The organism is Clostridium sp. AF20-7 (assembly GCF_003479275.1).
GTDB lineage: Bacteria > Bacillota > Clostridia > Lachnospirales > Lachnospiraceae > Otoolea > Otoolea fessa.
Window position 1 is genome coordinate 1 of record NZ_QUGF01000010.1, and the last position, 17816, is coordinate 17816.

The 17816-nt window shown below is 50.0% G+C and carries 19 protein-coding genes and 3 tRNA genes; 21 read left to right on the forward strand and 1 reads right to left on the reverse strand.

Translation table 11 applies throughout. The features are described from left to right. Positions 1-100 precede the first annotated feature (100 nt). From DWX68_RS11285 to DWX68_RS11310, 6 genes are all read left to right on the forward strand, one after another. Positions 101-173 (forward strand) — tRNA-Asn (locus tag DWX68_RS11285). Positions 174-189: 16 nt separating this feature from the next. Continuing rightward, positions 190-261, forward strand: a tRNA-Glu gene (locus DWX68_RS11290). A gap of 5 nt (positions 262-266) precedes the next feature. Continuing rightward, positions 267-337, forward strand: a tRNA-Cys gene (locus DWX68_RS11295). 189 nt (positions 338-526) lie between these two features. Next, positions 527-913, forward strand: coding sequence for a thioesterase family protein (locus DWX68_RS11300; RefSeq protein ID WP_022358901.1), 387 nt, complete (start codon positions 527-529; stop codon positions 911-913). An 87-nt stretch (positions 914-1000) separates the two neighbouring features. Next, entirely contained in the window at positions 1001-1678 is a 678-nt protein-coding gene (locus DWX68_RS11305) for a hypothetical protein (RefSeq protein WP_118629528.1), read from the forward strand. A gap of 91 nt (positions 1679-1769) precedes the next feature. Beyond that, entirely contained in the window at positions 1770-1973 is a 204-nt protein-coding gene (locus DWX68_RS11310) for a hypothetical protein (protein ID WP_118629530.1), read from the forward strand. On the opposite strand, the gene DWX68_RS11315 is transcribed toward DWX68_RS11310, so the two are convergent. Continuing rightward, the gene (locus DWX68_RS11315) at positions 1950-3314 is read right to left on the reverse strand and encodes an MATE family efflux transporter (RefSeq protein ID WP_118472505.1); all 1365 of its coding nucleotides are present in this window, start codon (positions 3312-3314) and stop codon (positions 1950-1952) included. The genes DWX68_RS11310 and DWX68_RS11315 overlap by 24 nt on opposite strands. Before the next feature lie 328 nt (positions 3315-3642). Between DWX68_RS11315 and DWX68_RS15135 the strand changes: the two genes are divergently transcribed. The 15 genes from DWX68_RS15135 (at position 3643) to DWX68_RS11390 (ending at position 17639) form a co-directional block, all read left to right on the forward strand. Continuing rightward, positions 3643-5697, forward strand: coding sequence for a GNAT family N-acetyltransferase (locus tag DWX68_RS15135; RefSeq protein ID WP_118629532.1), 2055 nt, complete (start codon positions 3643-3645; stop codon positions 5695-5697). Positions 5698-5799: 102 nt separating this feature from the next. Beyond that, positions 5800-6522 carry an NAD-dependent protein deacylase gene (locus DWX68_RS11325; protein ID WP_117796749.1) on the forward strand — a complete coding sequence of 241 codons (723 nt, stop codon included), beginning with the start codon at positions 5800-5802 and terminating at the stop codon, positions 6520-6522. A 23-nt stretch (positions 6523-6545) separates the two neighbouring features. Then, positions 6546-6740 carry a DUF951 domain-containing protein gene (locus DWX68_RS11330; protein ID WP_022358896.1) on the forward strand — a complete coding sequence of 65 codons (195 nt, stop codon included), beginning with the start codon at positions 6546-6548 and terminating at the stop codon, positions 6738-6740. Between the two features lie 240 nt (positions 6741-6980). Then, the gene (rpsF, locus tag DWX68_RS11335) at positions 6981-7268 is read left to right on the forward strand and encodes a 30S ribosomal protein S6 (protein ID WP_107001800.1); all 288 of its coding nucleotides are present in this window, start codon (positions 6981-6983) and stop codon (positions 7266-7268) included. A gap of 25 nt (positions 7269-7293) precedes the next feature. Continuing rightward, entirely contained in the window at positions 7294-7755 is a 462-nt protein-coding gene (locus DWX68_RS11340; RefSeq protein ID WP_022358894.1) for a single-stranded DNA-binding protein, read from the forward strand. A 77-nt stretch (positions 7756-7832) separates the two neighbouring features. Then, positions 7833-8099, forward strand: a complete 267-nt coding sequence (rpsR, locus tag DWX68_RS11345) for a 30S ribosomal protein S18 (protein ID WP_022358893.1) — start codon at positions 7833-7835, stop codon at positions 8097-8099. Between the two features lie 290 nt (positions 8100-8389). Continuing rightward, positions 8390-9247: an amino acid ABC transporter substrate-binding protein gene (locus DWX68_RS11350; RefSeq protein ID WP_118293963.1), complete on the forward strand. Its 858-nt coding sequence runs from the start codon at positions 8390-8392 to the stop codon at positions 9245-9247. A gap of 199 nt (positions 9248-9446) precedes the next feature. Next, the gene (locus DWX68_RS11355; RefSeq protein ID WP_333489850.1) at positions 9447-10097 is read left to right on the forward strand and encodes an amino acid ABC transporter permease; all 651 of its coding nucleotides are present in this window, start codon (positions 9447-9449) and stop codon (positions 10095-10097) included. 20 nt (positions 10098-10117) lie between these two features. Then, the gene (locus DWX68_RS11360) at positions 10118-10882 is read left to right on the forward strand and encodes an amino acid ABC transporter ATP-binding protein (protein WP_022358890.1); all 765 of its coding nucleotides are present in this window, start codon (positions 10118-10120) and stop codon (positions 10880-10882) included. 507 nt (positions 10883-11389) lie between these two features. Then, entirely contained in the window at positions 11390-11656 is a 267-nt protein-coding gene (locus DWX68_RS11365; RefSeq protein ID WP_022358889.1) for a TM1266 family iron-only hydrogenase system putative regulator, read from the forward strand. Between the two features lie 90 nt (positions 11657-11746). Beyond that, a complete protein-coding gene (gene hydE / locus DWX68_RS11370; protein ID WP_243027750.1) occupies positions 11747-12802 on the forward strand; it encodes a [FeFe] hydrogenase H-cluster radical SAM maturase HydE in 1056 nt (351 codons plus the stop codon). Positions 12803-12967: 165 nt separating this feature from the next. Next, the gene (gene hydG, locus DWX68_RS11375; protein WP_118629536.1) at positions 12968-14395 is read left to right on the forward strand and encodes a [FeFe] hydrogenase H-cluster radical SAM maturase HydG; all 1428 of its coding nucleotides are present in this window, start codon (positions 12968-12970) and stop codon (positions 14393-14395) included. Positions 14396-14414: 19 nt separating this feature from the next. Beyond that, entirely contained in the window at positions 14415-15614 is a 1200-nt protein-coding gene (hydF, locus tag DWX68_RS11380) for a [FeFe] hydrogenase H-cluster maturation GTPase HydF (RefSeq protein WP_118629538.1), read from the forward strand. Positions 15615-16091: 477 nt separating this feature from the next. Beyond that, positions 16092-17045, forward strand: coding sequence for a biotin synthase BioB (gene bioB / locus DWX68_RS11385; RefSeq protein WP_118629540.1), 954 nt, complete (start codon positions 16092-16094; stop codon positions 17043-17045). 18 nt (positions 17046-17063) lie between these two features. Beyond that, positions 17064-17639 carry a biotin transporter BioY gene (locus DWX68_RS11390; protein WP_118629542.1) on the forward strand — a complete coding sequence of 192 codons (576 nt, stop codon included), beginning with the start codon at positions 17064-17066 and terminating at the stop codon, positions 17637-17639. The last annotated feature ends 177 nt before the right edge of the window (positions 17640-17816 follow it).

Sequence of the window (17816 nt, forward strand, 5' to 3'; positions counted from 1 at the left end):
TTATGGTTAAGGATAGGTAAGAGGAAGTTATTTCCTGAAGGATGAAAGATAGAAAGTAGAAGAAATTCAGTGTGCAGTTTTGAAGGTATATACCTTTTATTCCTCGATAGCTCAGTCGGTAGAGCACGCGGCTGTTAACCGCGCTGTCGTAGGTTCGAGTCCTACTCGGGGAGTTTTAATTTAATATCTGGCCCCATGGTCAAGCGGTTAAGACATCGCCCTTTCACGGCGGTAACACGAGTTCGAATCTCGTTGGGGTCATTTATGGCGACATAGCCAAGTGGTAAGGCGTGGGTCTGCAACACCCTGATCACCAGTTCAAATCTGGTTGTCGCCTCTGAGGAATCATCGAAAGATGGTTCCTTTTTTTGTTTTACAAGAATTTTCGGAATTTTAACTGTTTGATTAGCTGTGAAGTAAGATGGCGCTATCCGATTTTCACATCTTCTGCTATAATAGAATCATTCACGAAACGGCATTTTAAATAGCCGCGACAAAATCATTTTATAATATGGAGGAAGCGAAAATGGCAGAAAAATTACAGGAATACAGCCTGACCTGGGAAGTAACGGATGAGATGACGGCAAAGCGAATCGGAAGCGCAGGTTCCCAAATTTTGTCTACTCCGAATATGGTGGCCCTGATGGAGGCGGCAGCGCTGGAACTGGCGAAATCGTATCTGGAGGAAGGACAGACGACGGTCGGAGCGGAGATTCACTGCCGCCATCTGGCGCCGACGCCGGTGGGAATGAAGGTAACAGCGACTGCAAAACTCCGCAGCATTGAGCGCCGGAAAATGTGGTTTGATATTGAAGTAAACGATGAGAAGGGCAAATGCGGCGAAGGGTCCCATCTGCGGATCATGGTAAATTCAAAGGCGATGAGCGACAAGGCTGCGAGCAAGGCGGAATAAGGAGTATCAGGTTTAAGTATCATGCACGGAGATAAAGAAAAGTGACTGGCCACGTGTGTGTGCAGCAACATAGAAAGAGAGGCAGCGGTGCGGACAGAAACGATAGGTTGGATCATTGGCATTTTGATTGCGGCAGCGCTTGTCTGGTGGATTTACCGCAAAATAAAGAGGAAAATGCGGCAGCTGGCGAGTACGCCGGAGGTACAGGTGCTTCGGTATGTGGCAAAGCATTTATCGGAAGGTGATTTGACGCAGCCAGACGCATCCAAACCGCGTTCGCTGGCGGGAATGGACCGGCTGTGCCTGCCGCAGATTGCAAAAGATTTCCCGGAGTTTAACTGGAGCGAGTGGAAGGCTCAGATCGAGACAGAATTGAGAAAAAAACTGGAAAAAGAGTATCAGAAGGTACATATCCACCGGACGGTCATCAGCCGCTATCAGAAGGAAAAAGGACTCTGCCGGATTTTGTGTGAGTCGGCGGTCGAGTATGAGAAAATGACTGAATATGAGAAAATGACTGAATATGAGAAAACGCCTGAGATGCAGTCAGAACTGCATTCGAATCTGATTCAGACAGTTTATGAGACGGAACTGGTGTATGTCTATGAGGATGCGAAAACAGCAGGGGCAGCGGTTTCGCTTATCTGTCCAAACTGCGGTGCACCGATTCAGAAGCTGGGGTTGAAAAAGTGTGAATATTGTGGTTCCGTGCTGGAAGTCCAGAATAAGAAGGCGTGGAGACTGCTGGAGATGCGGGAAAAGTAAGCGGGTGATCTCACGGTAGAATCCGGTGATGGGGAGAGAATGCTCCCAGATAAATTGCAGAAGAGTTTTATATGGGGGCAGGAGCTTCCTGATGGCTGCCGCGAAAGCGGACAACCATGCAGGTAGTTTCCTGCCATTTGTCTGTGCCCGGAACGGAGGGAGCTTCCAGCGAAATGCCGACACCAACCGTTCCAAGCCAGACCGCTGTTTCCGTCAGAGGCTTGTTGAACTGGCGGATGGAAGTTTTAAGATCCAGATGGGAATGCAGCATTTATTCAGTTTCAACTGGATGTAAATTCATAACCAGCTTTTCCGGATGCCGTCTAATCCACCGCAATGCAATCAGGCAGATGGCAACGGAGATGAGAGATCCGATCGGCGCTGCGAGTCCCATCGGATACAGTGTTTCCGGGAAATAGCGGCATGCGAGCCATGCGAGCGGGATGCGCGCTACCACGATCGAGATGCAGTTGTGCAGGAACGACAGCCCGGACAGTCCGCAGGCGCAGAAGAAACCGCTGCAGCAGAAATGGATACCGGCGATCATGCAGTCCAGCACATAGCTCTTCATATACTGGGTTCCGAGCCGGACAACCTCTGCCTCATCAGTAAAGAGGGAGACGGCGGCACCGGCAGCAAACTGCATGGCGATTGCGATGATCAGCCCGAAAGAAAATGTGATGCAGATCGCGTAGCGCAGCGTCTGACGGGCACGCTCAGGTTTTCCAGCACCCAGGTTTTGAGCGGAGAGGGCGGAAACCGTGGAGAGAAGCGAGGATGGAACCAGAAACAGGATTCCGATCAGCTTTTCAACGATTCCGACCGCCGCCGCATCATTTAATCCGCGCTGGTTGGCAAACATGGTAATAACCAGAAAAGAAACCTGTATAAAGCCGTCCTGAACTGCAACTGGGATTCCGACCTGCAGGATGGAGGCTATGGTAGTCTTATGTGGATGGAGGTCACGGAGACGAAAACCCGGAAACATCCGTTTTTTAATGATTACGACCAGGGCGATCAGGACACTGCACATCTGTGACAGGGTCGTGCCGAGCGCCGCGCCGGACGGACCGAGCGAAAACACGCCCATTAAAAGGTAATCAAGCGCAATATTGATAATACAGGCGATTGCAACGAAATACATCGGACTTTTGGAGTCTCCCATGCCGCGGAAAATAGAGCTGATGATATTGTAGGCGGTGATGAACGGGATGCCGGCAAAGCAGATCATCAGATATGCCGCGGTGCCGTTTACTGCTTCCTCCGGGACAGACAGCAGCCTGATAATGCCGTGAACCGCCGTCAGCAGAAGTCCGGTCAGAAGAATGGACAGACCTGCAAATAAGGAAATCGTGTTACCGATGCCGCGTGCCGCAAGCTTCCGGTCACCCGCGCCGACCGCGCGTCCGATGAGAACCGTTGCGCCCATCGCCAGACCAACGATCATAACCGTCAGCATATGCATGACCTGACTGCCGACCGAGACCGCCGTCGTCCCATCCACACCGCCAAACTGCCCGATAATAAACAGATCCGCCATGCCGTAGAGTGTCTGCAAAAAATAAGATAACAAGTATGGTAGGGAAAAATAGATAACTGTTTTCAGCACACTGCCGGAGGTGAGATTCTTTTCCATGAATAAATCCTCGTCTTTCTGGTAAAAATAGATGACTCCGCCGTCGGCCGTCAGAAAGAAAACGCCGTAGAAATCATCTTCTGAGTATAGTTTATCAGAAATAACTATAATGTCTACAATAATTATAGAGTCAAGGGAAGAAAATCCTTGTTTTTAAGTAGGAAATTTGTGGTATAATATGAGCACTTAGCGAGGTGTTTTCGAGCTTAGTGCGAGTCATACCTAAATACTTAATGAAGCAGAGCCAAAGGCGATAGCTGAATTTAGTATTTATGGTATAATATGAGAAGGCAAATAAAACCCACTTTGATTTTACACAGGAGGTTTCATGAGTTTAGAGTTTAAAAAAATTGAAGTTAACAGTATCCAGGAGATGCTTCCGTTTTACGCGATGCGCCACAATATGACGTGCGACAGCGTATTTCTGGAGAGCTATGTCTGGAAAGATTATTATAATGTCCGCTATGCAATCTGGGAAAATAAGGCGCTTTTATGGCTGATGGAGAATGAAGGACGTTGCTTTTCCGCGATGCCGCTGTGCCGGGAGGAAGACCTGCCGGGGGCGTTTGCGGCGATTGAGGAGTATTTTAATGAAGAACTGGGATATCCGCTGGTTATCAATCTGGCGGATGAGTATGCAGTGAAATATTTAAATCTGCCGGAGGACAAATATCTGGTGGAAGAGCAGGTCGATTCGAGGGATTATCTCTACAACGGCGATGCGATGCGTTCCCTGGCGGGAAAGAAACTGCATAAGAAGAAAAACCGCGTCAACGCATTTAAGCGCGAATATGAGGGGCGCTATGAGTACCGCCGTCTGTGTTGTTCGGACAGCCACGATGTCTGGGTTTTTCTGGACCGCTGGAGACAGCAGAAGGGCGAGGAGGTCGAGGAACATCTCGATTATGAGGTAAAGGGCATTCACGATATTCTGAAAAATTGTTCAGAATTCAGCATCCACATGGGCGGCGTGTATATCGACGGTCAGATGGAGGCATTTACGATCGGAAGCTACAATCCGGTGGAACATATGACGGTTATCCATATTGAGAAGGCAAACCCGGAGATCAACGGTCTGTACCAGTTTATCAACCAACAGTTCCTGATAGAGGAATTTCCTGAGGCTGAGTGGGTCAACCGCGAGGACGATATGGGATTAGAGGGACTCCGGAAGGCGAAAATGACGTATTATCCGGCGGATTATGCACGCAAATATCTGGTAGAACAGCTGTTAAACGGCAGCAAGGGCTATCACTGGGCGGAGCAGATCGCCAATACGACGGCGGGAAGTGTGCTGACGTATCTGGACGCGGAGGATAAGGACGAGACGAAGCGTCTCTGGCATATGTGTTTCCCGGAAGATTCGGAGAGTTTTATCGAGTATTATTATAAGGAAAAGACGAAGGATAACGAGATTCTGGTGAAAAAGGATAATGGACTTCTGATTTCGATGGTGCAGTACAATCCGTATTCGGTGAAGCTGCGTGGACGCCTCTGGAAGCTCGATTATCTGGTCGGGGTGGCGACCGAGGAGAGCCGCCGCCGCGAGGGACATTTCCGGGATGTGTTTGTGAAAATGCTTCACGACGAGGAGGCAGCCGGAAAGCCGATCACGTATCTGGTCCCGGTCAACCCGGCTGTGTATGCGCCGATGGGATTTACCTTCATCGGAAATGTGGCATTCTATGAGCTGACCGAGGAGGCGAAACAGACGCTGACGCGCACGGTGTGCCAGGATACGCCGGAGGACTGCGGGCGGGCTGCTGTCTATATGGAACAGTGGCTGGGCGCACGGTATGAGATGTATACGCGCCGGGATGCGGCGTATGTGAGCCGTCTCATCAAGGAGCTGGCTTCTGAAAATGGCACGTTGGAATTCCTGGAACAGGACGGCAGGCTGGTTGGCCTGGATGCCTACTGGGGCTGGGAAGTCCGTGAACACCGGCTTTTGTATGCGGAGGACGCATACACGGTCAAGATGGGCGAGAAGCCGTGGAATATGGCGCGCCTGACGAATATCGGGGCGCTGCTGGCGGCATTTGGCTTAAAACAGGCAGAGCAGCAGGGAGAAGAAAAACGTATGCTCACACTGGGCATCCGTATGAATGATCCGATTCTGGAAATGAACAACGGTGAGTTTGTCTGGACGATTGGGGAGACAGGTTCCAGCCTGAAGGCGCGGAAACCGGAGCCGGATACCTGCGGCTGCACGGAAAATGTTTCCATATGGCTGGAGACGAAGCCGGAAGAGCTGGTGAGCTGGCTGTTTGGCTGCCGGAAAGCGGAAGAAATCTGGGGCGGACAGCTTGAAAATAAGGGGCTGGCAGAGATTCTGGCACAGGTGGATACGGTGAACGGCGTGTATCTGGATGAGATCGTGTAGAGTGCGTGCTGTAATTGTATAGGATAGAGAATGTGTTGATTTTATGTAAACTAATAGCAACCGCTTTTATGTTTTCAGAAAAAGGAGAGGAGAGTGCGTCAGATGGGAGAGACAGACACATTAAAAAAATGGATTAATGAGTCAAATTATATTGTATTTTTTGGCGGGGCGGGTGTTTCGACCGAGAGCAATATCCCGGATTTTAGAAGCACGGACGGGCTGTACCATCAGGAGTATGACTATCCGCCGGAAACGATTTTAAGCCACAGCTTTTATATGAGAAAGCCAGAGGAATTTTACCGGTTTTACCGCAATAAGATGCTGTTCCCGAATGCAAAGCCGAACCGGGCGCATCTGGCGCTGGCGAAGCTGGAGCAGGAAGGAAAGCTGAAAGCGGTTATTACCCAGAATATCGACGGGCTGCACCAGGCAGCAGGCAGCAAAGAGGTGCTGGAGCTGCACGGATCGGTGCTCCGCAACCATTGTACGCGCTGCGGCAGGTTTTACGGATTGGATGATATTTTGAAGATGAAGGGCGTGCCGAAGTGCGGCTGCGGCGGCGTGATCAAGCCGGATGTCGTGCTGTATGAGGAAGGACTGGACAATGAGGTAATTGAGCGGTCAATTGCCCATATCCGCAAGGCAGATATGCTGATCATCGGCGGCACCTCGCTGGTGGTGTACCCGGCAGCGGGGCTGATTGATTATTATCATGGAAATAAACTGGTTCTGATCAATAAATCAGCGACCTCGCGCGATGGTCAGGCGGATCTGGTTATCAGCGACAGCATCGGGAAGGTGCTGGGGGACGCGGTCGGAGTATAAGGTAGTAACAGGGGAGAGAGGAAATGGTATACGAGGTTGGAGATATTGTAAAACTCAAAAAGCCGCACCCGTGCGGCAGCCATGAGTGGGAGATCCTGCGGGTCGGCGCGGATTTCCGTTTGAAATGTGCCGGCTGCGGGCATCAGGTGATGATGGCACGACCATTGGTAGAAAAGAGTACCAGAGGACTGAAAAAAGCGGGAGAGAAGTCCGAATAAGAGCGGCGGGTGGGCGTACAGATGCAGGCAGCTTCATGATCTGGCAGTCAGTAAAAGAATGCAGTAAGAAGGGGCAGAAAGCCCGGAAAAAACGAGAAAATTTACATAGAAAATCTCGAAAAAGTGCTTGCCAAGCCGTTCCTTTTTTGGTATCATAGATATTCGGTAATATATAACACAAAAATCCTTACTCCCTGCTGGAGTCAGGGGGTCAGTGACCACAAGGAGGTAAGAAAGAGCATGAACAAATATGAATTAGCAGTTGTTCTTAGCGCAAAACTCGAGGACGAAGAGAGAGCCGCAGCGATGGAGAAAGTAACAGGTTACATCACACGTTTCGGCGGTACAGTAACTGACATTGATGAATGGGGCAAGAAGAGACTTGCTTACGAGATTCAGAAAATGAAAGAAGGATTCTACTACTTCGTACATTTCGAGTCTGATTCCGTATGCCCGAATGAGGTGGAGAACCACATCCGCATCATGGAGCCGGTTATCAGATACTTATGCGTAAGACAGGATGCGTAAGAGTAGATAAAGAAAGAGTGATCGTATGAATAAAGTAATTCTGATGGGCAGATTAACGAGAGATCCGGAAGTGAGATACTCTCAGGGCGAGAGAGCTATGGCAATCGCCAGATACACGCTGGCAGTAGACCGCAGAGGCCGCAGAGGCGGAAACGGAGACGACAGCGCACAGACAGCGGATTTCATTCCGTGTGTTGCATTTGACAGAGCAGGCGAATTCGCTGAGAAGTATTTTCATCAGGGAACCAAGCTCGTAGTAACCGGAAGAATTCAGACTGGCAGCTATACCAATCGTGACGGCCAGAAAGTATATACGACAGAAGTGATTGTAGAGGATCAGGAATTTGCAGAGAGCAAGAATGCGGCATCTGGCAACAGCGACGGCGGTTACCGTCCGGCAGAGCGCCCGGCTCCGTCCAGCGCAATCGGCGATGGATTCATGAATATTCCTGATGGAGTAGAAGACGAAGGCCTTCCGTTCAACTAGGTTCGGGAATCGGTCCCCCGGCGGACGGAGTGCGCGAGAGCGCCATCAGGCTGATGTGTGTGAAGGAGGAAAGACCAATGGCATTCAATAAAGGCGATAAAACAGACGCTTCCAAGATCAGAAGAGGCGGTATGCGTAGAAGAAAAAAAGTTTGTGTATTCTGCGGCGAGAAGAACGGCGAAATCGATTACAAAGATACAAATAAATTAAAGAGATACGTATCTGAGAGAGGAAAAATCCTTCCGAGACGTATCACTGGCAACTGTGCTAAACATCAGAGAGCGCTGACTGTAGCTATCAAGAGAGCAAGACATCTGTCCCTGATGCCGTATGTTTGCGAGTAATCCTTGTAAAATAAGAGTTTTTTAAGGGTAAAGGAAGATTTTTACTCAAAGTTCACTCAATTATTGAGGATAAAAATGATTGGGATTCCATGTGAGAGATCATATGGGATCCCTTTTTGTATAATAGGAAATTCCATGGAATTCCCTATTACACAAAAAAACAGATTTCGAAAATAAGTGCTTTACAAAAACACTTTAGTATGCTAATATGGTAGCATATTAAAAAGCGAGACGGAAACCGGCAAAGGGAGAACGGCTTCCACTGTCTGAAAATGAGGAGGACACTAATTATGAAAAAGAGATTTGTGAGCGCAGCGCTGGCTGCAGTAATGGCACTTTCCATGACCGCATGTGGCAGCAGCAACAGCGCAGCAGAGACAACCGCAGCAGACACAGAGGCGGCTGAGAGCCAGGCAGAGGAAACCACCGCAGAAGAGGCGAAGACAACCGACGGCGGCACTCTGATTGTTGGTTTTGATCAGGATTTCCCGCCGATGGGATTTGTAGGCGATGACGGCGAGTACACCGGATTTGACCTGGAGCTGGCACAGGAAGTTGCAAAACGTCTGGGTCTGGAATATAAGGCACAGCCGATTGCCTGGGATTCTAAAGATATGGAGCTTGAGTCCGGCAATATCGACTGCATCTGGAATGGATTTACGATGACGGGTCGTGAGGATGATTACACCTGGACTGAGCCGTACATGGCAAACCAGCAGGTATTTGTCGTAGCCAATGATTCGGATATCAACAGCCAGGCGGATCTGGCAGGCAAGATCGTAGAGGTTCAGGCAGATTCTTCCGCAGAGGCAGCTTTAAAAGAGGCACCGGAACTGACCGCTACTTTCAAGGAGCTTCTGACAACCGCTGATTACAACACCGCATTCATGGATCTGGAGCAGGGCGCCGTTGATGCCATTGCGATGGACGTAATCGTAGCTGGCTATCAGATTCAGCAGAGAAACGCTGATTTCAAGATTCTGGACGATTCCCTTTCTGAGGAAGAATACGGCGTAGGCTTCAAGAAGGGCAACACCGAGTTAAGAGATAAAGTTCAGAGCACTCTGGAAGAGATGGCAGAGGATGGAACCTTACAGGAAGTTTCTGAGAAATGGTTTAGCAAGGACGTAACTACCGTCGGCAAATAGTAATTAATCGTTGATTGTAAAAACGAAACATTATTAAATAATAGGAATAGGGACGGCTGTGAACGATTTCATGGCAGTCCCCATTCGCGGTTTATGTGTTTAACTGTGAAGTCACAGCACATTCCGTTACCGGGCACGTATGCGTGAACAGTAACGAATCTACATTTTAGAAAGCAGGTATGGAATAATTATGGGTAAGATGACACTCCAGCAGATGATTACACAGCTTGCGGGTGGTATGGCAGTCAGCACACAGATTTTTGTGATCACACTGCTATTTTCACTTCCGTTAGGACTCGTGATCGCGTTCGGGCGTATGTCGAAGAACAAGCTGATCCAGACGATTGTAAAAGTATATATTTCGATTATGCGAGGCACGCCGCTGATGCTACAGCTCATGGTGGTGTATTTTGGACCGTATTATCTGTTCCGCATCAAAGTCGGCAGCAGTTACCGTCTGTGGGCTACCTTCATCGGTTTTGTCATTAACTATGCGGCATATTTTGCCGAGATTTACCGCAGCGGCATCCAGTCGATGCCGGTCGGACAGTATGAGGCAGCGGAGATTCTGGGTTATGGAAAGGCACAGACCTTCTTCAAGATCATCCTGCCGCAGGTAATCAAGCGGATTCTTCCGTCGGTGACGAATGAGGTCATCACGCTGGTAAAAGATACGTCTCTGGCGTTTACGTTGAGCGTGGCGGAGATGTTCTCAATCGCCAAGGCGCTGGCGGCATCCCAGACGAATATGATGCCGTTTGTGGCAGCAGCCGTCTTTTACTATATTTTCAATCTGGTTGTGGCAGTTGCAATGGAATGGATTGAGAAAAAGCTGGATTATTACCGATAGAAGCGGGAGGAATGTGGAAAATGAACTTGTTAGAATTAAATCATGTGGAAAAATCATTCGGCGATCTGTCGGTTTTAAAGGATATTTCACTGAGTGTGAGCGAGGGCGAGATCGTGTCCATCATCGGACCGTCCGGTTCGGGTAAATCGACGCTTCTGCGCTGCGCGACGATGCTGGAGACGATGGACCACGGCGAGATCGTATATTTAGGAAAGAGAGCAGCCTGGACGGGCGCGGATGGCAAGGTCAGCTATGCGGACAAGAAGGACATGAAGGAGATCCGCAGCCAGTACGGTCTGGTATTCCAGAATTTTAACCTGTTTCCGCACTATTCTGTGCTGAAAAATATCACAGACGCGCCGATCCATGTGCAGAAGCGCGACAAGGAGACGGTTTATAAAGAGGCGCGCGAGCTTCTGAAAAAAATGGGTCTGGAGGATAAGGAGGACTATTATCCGTACCAGCTCTCCGGCGGTCAGTGCCAGCGTGTGGCGATCGCCCGTGCATTGGCACTGAATCCGAAGATTCTGTTTTTCGACGAGCCGACCTCCGCACTGGATCCGGAGCTGACGGGAGAAGTATTGAAGGTTATTAAGTCGTTAGCGGATCTGCACATCGCGATGGTGATTGTTACCCATGAGATGGCGTTTGCGAAAGATATCTCCCACCGCGTGATCTTCATGGCAGACGGACTCATCGTCGAGGAGGGCGCGCCGGAGAAGGTGTTTGCTTCGGATAATGAGAGAACGAAGAGCTTTTTGGGACGGTATGGGAAGATTCTGTAAGAAATAATTAGGAAAATGGAAGATGGGCGTTGCTGGTTTTGGAGTGGAAAATCGGCGACGCCCGTTTTTTATGGGGAAGCATTTTATGGGGAAGCATATAAGTCTTATTTGCAATTTTACAGTAAATGTGATACGCTTTTATCAAGTATTCCGATTTGCGAGGCAGTAGATACCTTTCAAAAAGGAATGGAACAGAAATAATCGAGTGTTCCGGTGATGCTGGAAGTGGTGAAAAGCGATGCTGACGTTTGAGACGGGTCTTGAAGGAAAGGGGAGCGGTTCATGGAGATTCGTATACCCTTTTTGAGATGGATGGAGTCCGCGTCTGCGCGGGCTCTTTTTGATCCATTTGCTCTATAGAAAGGGCGGGGCTGGAAAAAGTGGTGCTTGTGGATGGAAGATTTTGCAGGACAGGATCGCAGCATGGTTTTTAGCGGAGATATTTGAAATGGTATCTGTTGTAGAGAAAAATTTGGACAGATAAACAGGAAGATATGAGGGAAAAACATGGAGACAGAATCAAGAGTTGCCGTGATCGGTATTGTGGTCGATCAGACGGGAGATACGGAAGAGTTGAATAAGGTGCTGCATCAGTACGGGCAGTATATCGTAGGGCGGATGGGGATTCCTTACCACAAACGGAACGTGAATATTATCAGCGTCGTGATTGACGCGCCGGGTGATGTGATCAGTGCGCTGTCCGGGAAGCTGGGGATGCTGCGGGGGATTTCTTCGAAGGCGCTGTATTCGAAGGCGCCGGAAGCACAGGAATGAAAACGAGGTGACGGAATGGCAGATTTTACACGCGCGGGGCTTCGACCGTCTGACTGGTGGCGGGAGGCGGTCCGTCCAGGCGCTGAACAGATAGAAACGATTACAGAATTAAAGAGATTGATTGACCGTCTGGAAGCGGGGGAGTCCCTGACGGAGGATGAGTGGGTCAGTCTGATCGAGGGACGTTCACCGGAGCTGGCGGACTACCTCTTTGAAAAAGCGCGCTGCATCCGGGAAAGAGAGTACGGAAAAGCGGTGTATGTGCGGGGACTCATTGAGTGCAGCAATTATTGCAAAAACGACTGTCTTTATTGCGGCATCCGAAGGAGCAACCGAAATGCAAGCCGGTACCGCCTGAGTCGGGAGGAGATTCTTTCCTGCTGTGAGAATGGTTATCAGCTGGGATTCCGCACCTTTGTTTTGCAGGGCGGTGAGGATCCGGCGATGACGGACGACTGGGTGATGGAGATGGTGCAGGCGATCCGGGCAGGATTTCCAGATTGTGCGATTACTTTGTCGCTCGGAGAAAAGAAGTATGATACGTTGAAACACTGGAAAGAGGCAGGGGCGGACCGGTATCTGCTGCGCCATGAGACGGCGGACGCGTGCCATTACGCGAGCCTGCATCCGGCAGAGATGTCATTTGAACACCGGATGCAGTGCCTGCGTGATTTAAAGGCTCTTGGTTATCAGACCGGATGCGGTTTTATGGTCGGTTCGCCGCACCAGACGGCGCGCTGTCTGGCGAGAGATATGCGTTTTATCGAAGAACTGGATCCGGAAATGGTGGGAATCGGTCCGTTTATTCCGCAGCACGACACTCCGTTTGGCGGGGAGGCGGCAGGAACGTTGGAAGAGACACTGTTTCTTTTAGGGCTGCTTCGCCTGCTGAAGCCGAAAGTGCTGCTTCCGGCGACGACAGCGCTCGGAACGATTCATCCGATGGGACGCGAACTGGGGATTCTGGCAGGCGGAAACGTCGTGATGCCGAACCTGTCTCCGGTCGGGGTGCGCGCCAAATATATGCTCTATGACAATAAAATCTGCACGGGAGACGAGGCGGCGGAGTGCATCAACTGCATGAAGAGGCGCATGGAAAGCATCGGGTACGAGGTAGTCATCGACCGGGGAGATTATAAGGGGTAAAAGCCTGCGATTTGGTTTGTTGGCATCGAAAGGTGCTTACAGATAAATAAACTGACGGGGAAGGACGCGATGGACGGCTGATCATGCTGGCATTTTTGAAATTGATAATTCCGGAGGAAAACATGACGGCTATCATCCTGACCTGTAAGAAAAGGAGAAGAAACTATGAGTTACAATTACAACCCATCATCCCAAAAGGCAGAGGAATTTATCAACCATGAGGAAATTTTAGAGACTCTTTCCTATGCCGAGAAGAACAAAAACAACGTGGAACTGATTGACCAGATTCTGGCGAAGGCGCGGCTTCGAAAAGGGCTGAGCCACCGCGAGGCGGCAGTGCTTCTTGACTGCGAGATCCCGGAAAAGGTGGAGGAGATCTTTGAGCTGGCGCGCCAGATCAAGCAGGATTTCTACGGAAACCGGATCGTCATGTTTGCGCCGCTGTATCTGTCGAATTACTGCGTGAATGGCTGCGTGTACTGTCCATACCACATGAAAAACAAGCACATTGCCAGAAAGAAGCTGACGCAGGAGGAAATCCGGCAGGAGGTAATTGCGCTTCAGGATATGGGACATAAACGTCTGGCGCTGGAGACGGGCGAGGATCCGGTTAACAATCCGATTGAATATGTGCTGGACAGTATCAGGACAATTTACAGTATCAAGCATAAAAACGGGGCGATCCGCCGGGTCAATGTCAATATTGCGGCGACGACGGTGGAGAATTACCGGAAGCTGAAAGAGGCGGGAATCGGAACGTACATCCTGTTCCAGGAGACGTACCATAAGGAGAGCTATGAGCGCCTGCACCCGACGGGACCAAAGCACAATTACTGTTATCACACGGAGGCGATGGACCGCGCGATGGAGGGCGGTATCGACGATGTAGGAATCGGCGTTTTATTTGGTCTGGAGTTGTACCGGTATGAATTTGCAGGACTTTTGATGCACGCGGAACATCTGGAGGCAGTTTTTGGTGTTGGTCCGCACACCATCAGTGTGCCGCGCATCCGCCGGGCGGACGATATCGACCCATCGACCTTTGACAACGGCATCAGCGACGATATTTTTGAGAAGATCGTAGCCTGCATCCGGGTGGCAGTTCCGTACACGGGCATGATTATCTCAACAAGAGAGAGCAAAGCCTGTCGGGAGCGGGTGCTGCGGCTGGGCGTATCGCAGATCAGCGGCGGTTCCCGCACCAGTGTCGGCGGATATGCAGAGGAAGAGCCGGAGGAGGAAAATTCGGCGCAGTTCGATGTGAGCGACAACCGGACACTCGACCAGGTGGTCCGCTGGCTGATGGAATTAGGCTATATCCCAAGCTTCTGTACGGCGTGCTACCGGGAAGGACGGACGGGCGACCGCTTTATGAGCCTGTGCAAGAGCGGGCAGATTCAGAACTGTTGTCATCCGAATGCGCTGATGACGCTCAAGGAGTATCTGGAAGATTATGCGGCGCCGGGGACGAAAGAGATTGGAGAGAAGCTGATTCAGGCGGAGATCGGTTCGATTCCGAAAGAAAAAGTGCAGGAGATCGTGAGGAAAAATCTGGTTGAAATTGAAAAGGGGCAGCGGGATTTCAGGTTTTAGCTAAATCAGGAGGATCAAAATGGGAATGAATGAGACGCCGTCCGGCGAGCGGGTACATATCGCGTTTTTTGGACGGAGAAATGCGGGAAAATCGAGTCTGGTCAATGCGGTGACCGGGCAGGAGCTGGCGATCGTGTCGGACATCCGGGGAACGACGACCGATCCGGTCTATAAATCGATGGAGCTTTTGCCGCTCGGTCCGGTGGTTATCATCGACACGCCTGGAATCGACGATGAGGGCGAGCTGGGCTTAAAGAGAGTTGGCAAGACTCGTCAAGTCTTAAATAAGGCGGATCTGGCAGTCCTGGTGGTGGATGCGGTGGAAGGAATCAGCAGCTGGGAAGAAGAGATGATCCGGCTGTTTGAGAAGAAGGAAATCCCGTATCTGGTGGTTTACAATAAGATGGATTTGCTGACGGGAAAATCGGAACAGGAACCGGTTGTGGAACATAGCGCCTATGTGAGTGCTCGGACGAGAGAAGGAATCCAGCAGTTAAAAGAGCAAATGGCACGTCTTACGTCACAGGAGACGGATGAAAAACGGCTGGCTGCGGATCTAGTAAAACCGTTTGATACGGTAATTCTGGTTGTTCCGATTGACAAGGCGGCGCCGAAGGGGCGGCTGATTCTGCCGCAGCAGCAGGTCATCCGGGATCTGCTGGACATCGGTGCGATGCCGTTTGTCTGCCGGGAAAGTGAACTTTCGGAGACGTTTGCAAAATTGAAAGAAGCTCCGGCATTGGTAATCACGGACAGCCAGGTATTTCCGCTGGTAGACCGGCTGACGCCGCCGCAGGTGCGTCTGACTTCCTTTTCCATTTTGTTTGCGCGGTATAAGGGGGATCTGAAACAGGCAGCGGAGGGCGCCAAAGCGCTGGAAATGATACAGGACGGAGATCCGATTCTTATTTCTGAGTGCTGTACGCATCATCGCCAGTGCGGTGACATCGGCACGGAGAAGCTGCCGGACTGGATCCGCCAGTACACGGGAAAAGCGCCGGAGTTTCATTTTACATCGGGGACGGAATTTCCAGAGGATGTGTCCGGTTATAAGCTGATCGTTCATTGCGGCGGCTGTATGCTGAATGCGCGGGAGATGAAGAGCCGTCTTCGCAGCGCTGCCGATCAGGAGATCCCGATGACCAATTATGGGATTTTGATTGCCTATATGAAGGGAATTTTGAAACGGAGCATGGGGGCACTGGAGCCGGTCAGGTAGGAAATTTTTAATGGATTTTTGCGCGTGACGGTGAAGATACCGAACAGTTACGAAACTTAGAAATAAAGGCTGACAAAGCTGCTGGACGATGGGAATGCCTGTCGGATGGCAGCTTTGTTTTATAGGAAATTCCTTGGAATTCCCTATTATGCAAAAAGGAACTAACGTGCCAATGATGCGCACTCGTGCGAAGATGTAGGTTGTCGCAAGCGACCGCGCGAGATGCCCGAATGTGCCAAGGCACATTTTTTTTGCTGCCATGAGTCTGGAAAATGGCTGGAGAATATCTGGAAGGATGCGCGATTTTTGGATTTAGCAGATGCTGGAATGTAAACTATATTAATCTGGTATGTTGACATTTAAAAATCAACGGTTTATAATAGCGAAAGTTAGCTAAATGAGAAAAATAGGATGTTTTTTAAGTTGGACCGAAGGATAACCAAAAAAGTGTTTTGATTTTGATAAGGAGTAGAAGATATGAGTTTACAACTGGCAGAAGATATTATAAAAGGACGCCGTCTGAAACGGGGCGAGGATTTAAGCTTTTTATTGAGTGAGGATCTGGATGAGCTCTGTGCGGGAGCTGATAAAATCCGAAAGGAGCTCTGCGGCAACCATGTGGATCTGTGTTCTATCATTAATGGACGAAGCGGACGCTGCGGCGAGGACTGCAAGTTTTGCGCGCAGTCAGCCTGTCATCATGCGAAGGTGGAAGAATATCCATTTCTGGAGCCAGAGGAGATTCTGGAGGACTGCAAGCGTCATGAGGCGAAGAAGGTACATCGTTACTCCATCGTGACGGCGGGACGTGCGCTGACGGGAGCGGAGATGGAGAAGGCGCTTCAGGCATACCGTGCTATGAAGAAGGAATGTAAGGTAGAGCTCTGCGCCTCCCACGGACTTCTGTCACAGGAAGATTTCAACCGTTTGAAAGAGGCGGGCGTGGGACGGTATCATGCTAATATTGAGACTTCCCGGAGAAATTTCCCGAATATCTGTACCACACATACATTTGAGGACAAGCTGGAGGTCATCCGGCGTGCGCAGGCGGCAGGACTTTCCGTTTGTTCCGGCGGTATCATCGGCATGGGAGAAACCTGGGAAGACCGGATCGACATGGCAATCACGCTGAGTGAGCTTGGAATCAAGTCAATTCCGCTCAATATCCTGCGTCCGATTCCGGGCACGCCGCTGGAACATCAGGCAGTGCTTTCGGAGGATGAGATCCTGCGGACGATTGCTATTTTCCGCTATATCAATCCGACTGCGATGGTCCGTCTGGCAGCAGGACGAAATTCAATGGAACATTCCGGCGAACGGGCATTCCGCTCCGGCGCGAATGCAGCCATCACCGGAGATATGCTGACAACCTCCGGAAACCGCATCAGCGAGGATCAGGAGATGCTGGCAGCGATGGGTTTCACATTATAAAAAAGGAGCATTCATATCATGAGTAAAATACTTTCTGCAGAAGCGGAGCACAGACCTTACTTTACAACCAAACGGATGGCGCTGATTGGCGTGATGACGGCGGTAACCTGTATTTTGGGACCGCTCTCGATTCCGCTTCCATTCAGCCCGGTTCCGATTTCCTTTACAAACCTTGCTATTTATCTGGCGGCATATGTGCTGGGAATGAAAGCTTGCACGATCAGTTACCTGATTTATATGCTGCTTGGCATGGTGGGCGTTCCGGTATTTTCCGGATTTACGGCAGGAGTCGGTAAACTGGCAGGACCGACCGGCGGCTATCTCGTCGGATTTATCCTGATGGCGCTGATTGTTGGATTTTTCGTAGATCATTTTCCGGGCAAAGTAGCCCTGCATATCGTAGGCATGGTATTGGGACTGGCAATTTGCTATATTTTCGGAACGGTATGGCTGGCAGGTCAGCTTAACATGACCTTTGTAGCCGGACTGGGTGTGGGCGTTATCCCGTATCTGCCGGGCGATGCAGTCAAAATCATTTTCACAGCTTTGATCGGACCGAAGCTGCGCCGGGAAATTTACCGGTTAGGAGACTAAAAAGTGTTTGGCTGTAAAAACGACAGTTTAGATAAAATGATAATTTAAAATGAAGACCAGATGGGTGAAAGTGGAATACATAAAACGCTTTCACCCATCTTTTTTGTGAATGAAACGAAGAAGTTAGTTGGAATTTCATAGAAAGTAAGAAGAAAAGAGAAAAATAAAAGCAAGAGA